Origin of the sequence: Intrasporangium chromatireducens Q5-1 (genome assembly GCF_000576575.1) — a bacterium.
GTDB lineage: Bacteria > Actinomycetota > Actinomycetes > Actinomycetales > Dermatophilaceae > Intrasporangium_A > Intrasporangium_A chromatireducens.
In genome coordinates, this window is sequence record NZ_AWQS01000206.1 from 1 (window position 1) to 6,661 (window position 6,661).

Sequence of the window (6,661 nt, forward strand, 5' to 3'; positions counted from 1 at the left end):
CCGACGGCGCCCCCGCCTCGTGCGCTCGCTCGCCGAGCAGCTGGGCCACCTCGGCCGGCTAGCCGTCCTCGGCGAGCTCGACCTCGTCGACGGCGGACCGACCGGGGAGGCCGGCGGCAACAGCGCCTTCCGGCTCGCCGGCGTGTGGGGACGGCACGCGGTCGGAGCCGACCTGCGGGCCCGGCTCAGCGGCATACCGGGGCCGGTCCTGCTCGTCGACGACGTCGCCGACTCCCGGTGGACGCTGACCTGCGCGGCCGAGACCCTCAGGCAGGCGGGTGCGCCGGCCGTGCTCCCCTTCGTCCTCGCCCTCGAGGCGTGACCCGGCAGCGCAGGCCGCGGGGACTTGGCTAGTGTCGACGGGTGACTGACGCGACCGCGGCCCCACCGCCGCTCGAGGACCTGCTCGACGTGCTGACGCTCAAGGACGTCGGCACCGCGCGGATCAGTGTCACCGACCCGCTCGGCCGGGACGCCGCGACCTCCATCGGGGCGGAGTCCGCCCGGGTGTTCCTCGGCCAGTCGCAGCGGATGCCCCACGGGCGCGTCTTCGGCGGCCAGGTCCTCGCCCAGTGCGTCATGGCGGCCGGGCTGACGGTGGACGCCGACGAGGAGGGGCCGCGGCCGATCCACTCCCTCCACGGCTACTTCATGCGGCCGGGCGACGACACGATGCCGATCCACTTCGCCGTCGAGGAGATGCGTGACGGCCAGTCCTTCTCGACGCGGCGCGTGCACGCGATCCAGAAGGGCGCGCCCATCATGTCGATGAACTGCTCCTTCCAGGTGCGCGCCGGCGGCCTGGACCACCAGGAGGCGATGCCGGACGTCCCGGGGCCCGACGGGCTGGCCTCGCTCACCGAGCTGGCCCGTGACAACGCGGCGGCCCTGCGGGTTGCGGAGATCCGGCCGATCGAGCAGCGGCCGGTCGAGGGCAGCATCTTCGCGGGGCCCGGCGCCGAGCGCGTGCCGGTCAACCACGTCTGGCTCCGGTCCGTCGGTGCCCTGCCCCACGACCCCCTCCTGCACGCCGCCGTCCTCGCCTACGCAAGCGACTACTCCCTCCTCGAGCCCGTCCTGCGGGAGCACGGCCTCGCCTGGGGCGACCCGCGGCTGCGCATCGCCAGCCTCGACCACGCCATGTGGTTCCACCGGGCCGCCGACCCCTCCGAGTGGATCCTCTACTCGCAGCAGTCGCCGTCAGCCGAGAGTGGCCGCGGGCTCGCGATCGGCCAGATGTTCACCCGCGACGGCACGCTGGTCGCCACCGTCGCGCAGGAGGGCATGATCCGCGTCAAAGAGTCCTGACCACCGCGAGGGCGTGACCCTCGAGGTGGATGCCGCCGGTCTCGGTGCGGTGCTCGCCCCACCCCACGAGGGTCTCCCAGGCCTCGCCGTGCAGCGGGACCGGCTGACCACCGGACCCGAAGTTCGCCACGACGGCGATGCTTCCTCGGCGCATGACGAACCAGCGGCTCGCCTCGTCGAAGCGCACCTGCAGGGCGCTGAGGTCACCCGAGGCGATCTCCGGCTCGGTGCGCCGGATCTCGATGAGGCGGCGGTAGAACGCAAGCATCTCGGCGTGAGGGTGCTCGGGCAGCTCGTCCCACCGGAGGACCGACGCGTCCCGCGTCCGAGGGTCCTGGGGGTCGGGCACCTCGTCGGCGCTCCAGCCGTGCGCGGCGAACTCCCGGCGCCGCCCCGAGCGGACGGCCTCGCCCAGGTCGTCCTCCTCGAAGGAGGTGAAGAACTGGAACGGGGTGCTCGCCCGCCACTCCTCCCCCATGAAGAGCATTGCCGTGTAGGGCGACAGCAGATAGATCGCGGCCCCGATCGCCTGTTGTCCGGGCGTGATCGAGGCGGAGATGCGGTCGCCCGTGGCGCGGTTGCCGACCTGGTCGTGCGTCTGGAGGTAGGCGAGGAACCGATGACCGGACACCGCCTCCGGGTCGACCGGCCGCCCCCAGGTGCGGCCGCGGAAGGTCGACATCCGGCCGTCGTGCAGGAACACCTCGGTGAGCGTCTTCGCGAGGACGGACAGCGCGCCCCCCTCCGGCCAGGCCCGGGTCCCGCCGGCGAAGTCCGTGTAGTAGCCGCTCGTCTCCCCCGTCAGGGCCACGTGGAGCGCGTGATGGATGTCGTCGTCCCACTGCGCCGTCATGCCGAGGCCCCCGCGGCTCGTGGGGGTCACCATGACGGCGTCGTTCAGGTCGCTCTCCGCCACGAGGTCGAGCGGGCGGCCCAGCTCGTGGGCAAGGGCTGCGGTCTCGTCCGACAGCTCGGCGAGCAGATGGCGTCCCGAGGCGTCCCGGAGGGCGTGGACGGCATCCAGCCGCAGGGCGTCGACATGGAAGTCGCGGAACCAGCGCAGCGCGTTGTCGATGACCCAGCGGCGCACCTCGTGGCTGTCGTCGCCGGACAGGTTGACCGCCCGTCCCCACGGCGTCTCGTGCTCGGTGCTGAAGTAGGGGCCGAACTCCGCGAGGTAGTTGCCCGTCGGTCCGAGGTGGTTGTAGACGACGTCGAGGCAGACGCCCAGGCCGGCGGCGTGGCAGGCGTCGACGAAGCGCTGGAGGGCCGGCGGACCCCCGTAGGCGTCCTGGACCGCGAAGGGCTGGACGCCGTCGTAGCCCCACCCGTGCGTGCCGCCGAAGGCCCCGACGGGCATGAGCTCGACGAGGTCGACACCGAGGTCGACGAGGTGGGACAGGTGCTCGACGGCCGCATCGAGCGTGCCCGCGGCGGTGAAGGTGCCGATGTGCAGCTCGTAGACGACCCCGCCGAGGACGCCGCCGCCACCCCGTGGTCCGGCCCACCCCGCGTCGGTCCACTCGAAGGCCGAGGCGTCGAAGGTGCGGCTCGGCCCATGCACGCCGTGCGGCTGCCACGGGCTGCGGGGGTCCGGCCGGGCCTCCCCACCGTCGAGCCGGAAGGCGTAGTCGAGCGGCCCGTCACCCTCCGGGCGCCACTCCCACCAGCCACCGTCGGCGGGGGTCATGCGGTGTGCGGTCGGCTGGTCACCGGGCCGAGCCGCCTCGACGACGACGGTATCGGCCGAGGGGGCCCAGACGCGGAGCGGGGAGACAGTCATGCCGGTCCCCCTACCCCCTTCGCGTCGCCGTGCCCGCGCCGTCACGGACCAGGAGCGCGACCGGCAGCCCCGTCAGCGGCAGCATCGACTCGAGCGGGACGGCGCCGCCGTCCACCAGCCGGTCTCGCAGCATGTCGCGCCAGCTGCCCTCCGGCAGCGTGACCGTCGAGGCACCCCAACCGCCTGCATCGGCCAGACGTCCCGCCAGCCGGGTGGCGAGGACGACCACGTCAGGTGCCTCGGCGGCGCCGCGGGCAAAGGCGACGACATGGTCCGAGCCGCTCTCGAGCGCGGTGTGCTCGCCCTCCCCTCCGACGAAGGCCTCGGGCACCTCGCGGCGCAGGCGGAGTGCGGCGGCGGTCACGAGAAGCTTCTCGTCGGACAGGTCCTCGGGGGGTGCTCCCCCGTCGAGCCGGGCCAGCCGCTCCCGGTGGGCCCGCCAGTCGACGGGGCGCCGGTTGTCCGGGTCGACGAGGGACAGGTCGACGATGTCGGTGCCCTGGTAGACGTCGGCGACGCCCGGGATGGTGAGCTGGACGAGCTTCTGGCCCAGCACGTTGGCTCGCGTCTCCCGCGTCGTCGACCGTAGCCACGAGTCGACATGGCGTCCCACGGTCGCGTCGCTGGACACGAAACGCGCGAAGTGGTCGACCGCTCGCTCGTACGCGTCGTCGGGCGCGGTCCACGACGTGTGCAGCTTCGCCTCGCGCACCGCCTTGAGGCAGTAGGCGCCGAGCCGGTCCGCGTCGATCGGCCAGGCACCGACGAGGGTCTGCCAGACGAGGTACTCGGTCAGGGCGTCGAGGCGCTCGGGACGGTGCGGCGCGGTCAACCGGCGCGCCTCGAGCACCCACTCGGCCCAGGCCGAGGGCCACTCGGAGAGAACGGCGAGCCGGGCCCGGACGTCCTCGGAGCGCTTCGTGTCGTGGGTCGACAGTGCCGTCAGGGTGTGCGGCAGGTCGCGGACGAGCTGCTTGGCCCACGAGTGGAACTCGCGGACCGATGTGCCGAGGTGTCCCGGGTCGCCGCCGACCTCGTTGAGGCCGACGAGCCGGACGTAGCGGTAGAAGACCGTGTCCTCGACCGCCTTGGCCATGACCGGCCCGCACGTCTGCTGGAAGCGCACGCAGAAGTCACGTCGGGCCTCGTCGTCGACGCCGACCGGCCGGTCGAGGGCCAGGTCGACGAGGGCCGCCACGACCTCCGCGTCGAGGGTCGGGTCGGCAGCGAGGGCCCGGTCGGCGACCTCCCGCAGCCGGGCGACCGCCGCCTCGCCCGCGGGCTCCGGGGGGCGGACATAGATCCGGTAGCGATCCATGGCGACGAGGAGTGCCTCCAGGGCCGCACGCGTCCCGGCAGCCGGCAGTTGCGGCAGGGCTCGGCCCACGAGCCGCAGCAGGCGCGCCATCTCGGCGCCGAGCACGTGCTCGATGACGTGGCGCTTGGCGGCGACCGTCATCGCGGCAAGGTCCTGCGTCTCGCCGAGGAGCTGCTCTGCGACCCGCGACAGGGGCTCCGCACCGGCGGGGTCGACGAAGAGTCCGCCGACGCGAAGTAGGGCGTCGTAACCGGTCGTCCCGGCGCACGCCCAGTCAGCGGGCAGCCGCTCGTCGCCCTCCAGGATCTTCTCGACGACGACCCAGACACCGTCGGTCGCGGCGCGCAGCATCCGGAGATAGCCCTCGGGGTCGGCGAGCCCGTCGGGGTGGTCGATCCGCAGCCCCTCGACCTGCCCCGCTCGTACGAGGTCGACGATCCGGGCGTGGGTGGCGTCGAACACGACCGGGTCCTCGACCCGGACGGCCACGAGGGAGGTCACGTCGAAGAACCTGCGGTAGTTGAGCGCCTCCGCCTCCCGCCAGGAGGCCAAGCGATAGTGCTGGGCCGCGAGGAGCGAGCTGAGCGGCATACCGGCGCTTCCCCTGGCGAGCGGGAAGACGTGGTCGTGGTAGCGAAGCACGTCCTCACCGCCGACGCGGTCGCGCTCCAGCTCGCCCGCCGCCACGATCTCGTCGAGCGGTCCGCCCAGCACGGGCAGGACGACGCGTCCATCGCCGGCGTCCCAGTCGACGTCGAACCAGCGGGCGTACTGGGAGTCGGGCCCCTCCTTGAGGACGGACCAGAGCGGCCGGTTGTCCTTCTCCGGCACGGGGACCGCCATGTGGTTCGGCACGATGTCGACCACGAGACCGAGCCCGGCGCGGCGCGCAGCGGCGACCAACCGCGACCACCCCGACTCGCCGCCGATGCCCTCGGCCACGAGGGTGTGGTCCACGACGTCGTAGCCGTGGGTGGAGCCGGCGGTCGCCTGCAGCACGGGCGAGAGATAGAGGTGCGTCGCGCCCAGGGCCGCGACGTCCTCGACGATCGCTGCAGCGTCGTCGAGGGTGAAGGCCGGCTCGAGCTGCAGCCGGAGTGTGGAGGTCGGCACGTGGTGCCCCGCCGTCACGATGCGGCACCCTCCGCCGGCTCTCGCTGGCAGCGCAGCACCACGACGCTGCGCCCCTCGACCTCGACCTTCCAGTCGGGCTCGAGCGGCTCGGCCGTCATCTCCCCCGCGGTGTTGACCTCTGGCAGCCAGGCGGGGCCCCACTCCTCGCCCGGGATGGTGAAGGTGATCGGCTCGTAGTGGGCGTTGAACATGATGAGGAACGAGTCGCCGAGGATCTGCTGGCCGCGTGGGTCCGGCTCGGGAATGGCACCGCCGTTGAGGAAGACCATGAGCGACTTGGCGAGCCCATTGCTCCACGCCTCGTCGTCCATGTGCTCGGCGTTCGGCATGAACCACGCGATGTCGCCGAGCTCGCTCTCGCCCCCGTGGTCGGCGCTGCCCGCGAAGAAGCGGCGCCGGCGGAACACGGGGTTGTCGCGCCGGAGGTGGACGACGGACCGCGCGAACTCGAGCAGGGACTTCTGGTCCTCGTCGAGGTCCCAGTCGATCCAGCTGATCTCGTTGTCCTGACAGTAGCCGTTGTTGTTGCCCTGCTGGGTCCGGCCCAGCTCGTCGCCGTGGCTGATCATCGGCACGCCCTGCGACAGCAGCAGCGTCGTGAGGAAGTTGCGCTGCTGGCGGCCCCGCAGCGCACGCACCGCCGGATCGTCGGTCGGCCCCTCGACGCCGCAGTTCCAGGACCGGTTGTGGCTCTCGCCGTCCTGGCCCCCGTCGCCGTTGGCCTCGTTGTGCTTGTCGTTGTAGGACACGAGGTCGCGCAGGGTGAACCCGTCGTGGGCGGTGACGAAGTTGATCGAGGCGATCGGCTTGCGTCCGGTGTGCTCGTAGAGGTCGCTGCTGCCGGTGAGCCGCGAGGCGAACTCGCCGAGGTCGCCGCCCTCACCCCGCCAGAAGTCGCGGACCGTGTCGCGGTACTTGCCGTTCCACTCGGTCCACAGGGGCGGGAACCCGCCCACCTGGTAGCCGCCGTCGCCGACGTCCCATGGCTCGGCGATGAGCTTGACCTGGCTGATGACCGGGTCCTGCTGGATCAGGTCGAAGAAGGCCGACAGCTTGTCGACCTCGTGGAACTGCCGGGCGAGCGTCGCGGCGAGGTCGAAGCGGAAGCCGTCGACGTG

The 6,661-nt window shown here is 72.6% G+C and carries 4 protein-coding genes and 1 pseudogene; 2 read left to right on the forward strand and 3 right to left on the reverse strand.

The window, feature by feature from the left end; genetic code table 11:
• A pseudogene (locus N864_RS25145) lies at positions 1–322 on the forward strand (recombinase RecQ); the annotation flags it as partial.
• 41 nt (positions 323–363) lie between these two features.
• Positions 364–1,308, forward strand: coding sequence for an acyl-CoA thioesterase (locus N864_RS17495; RefSeq protein ID WP_034719929.1), 945 nt, complete (start codon positions 364–366; stop codon positions 1,306–1,308).
• On the opposite strand, the gene treZ is transcribed toward N864_RS17495, so the two are convergent.
• The 3 genes from treZ to N864_RS25150 form a co-directional block, all read right to left on the reverse strand.
• Positions 1,295–3,091: a malto-oligosyltrehalose trehalohydrolase gene (gene treZ / locus N864_RS17500; protein ID WP_034719933.1), complete on the reverse strand. Its 1,797-nt coding sequence runs from the start codon at positions 3,089–3,091 to the stop codon at positions 1,295–1,297. The genes N864_RS17495 and treZ overlap by 14 nt on opposite strands.
• 10 nt (positions 3,092–3,101) lie before the next feature.
• Positions 3,102–5,540, reverse strand: a complete 2,439-nt coding sequence (gene treY / locus N864_RS17505) for a malto-oligosyltrehalose synthase (protein WP_034719935.1) — start codon at positions 5,538–5,540, stop codon at positions 3,102–3,104.
• The coding region (locus N864_RS25150) for a glycogen debranching protein (RefSeq protein ID WP_034719937.1) at positions 5,537–6,661 on the reverse strand (1,125 nt) is incomplete at its 5' end. The genes treY and N864_RS25150, both read right to left, overlap by 4 nt.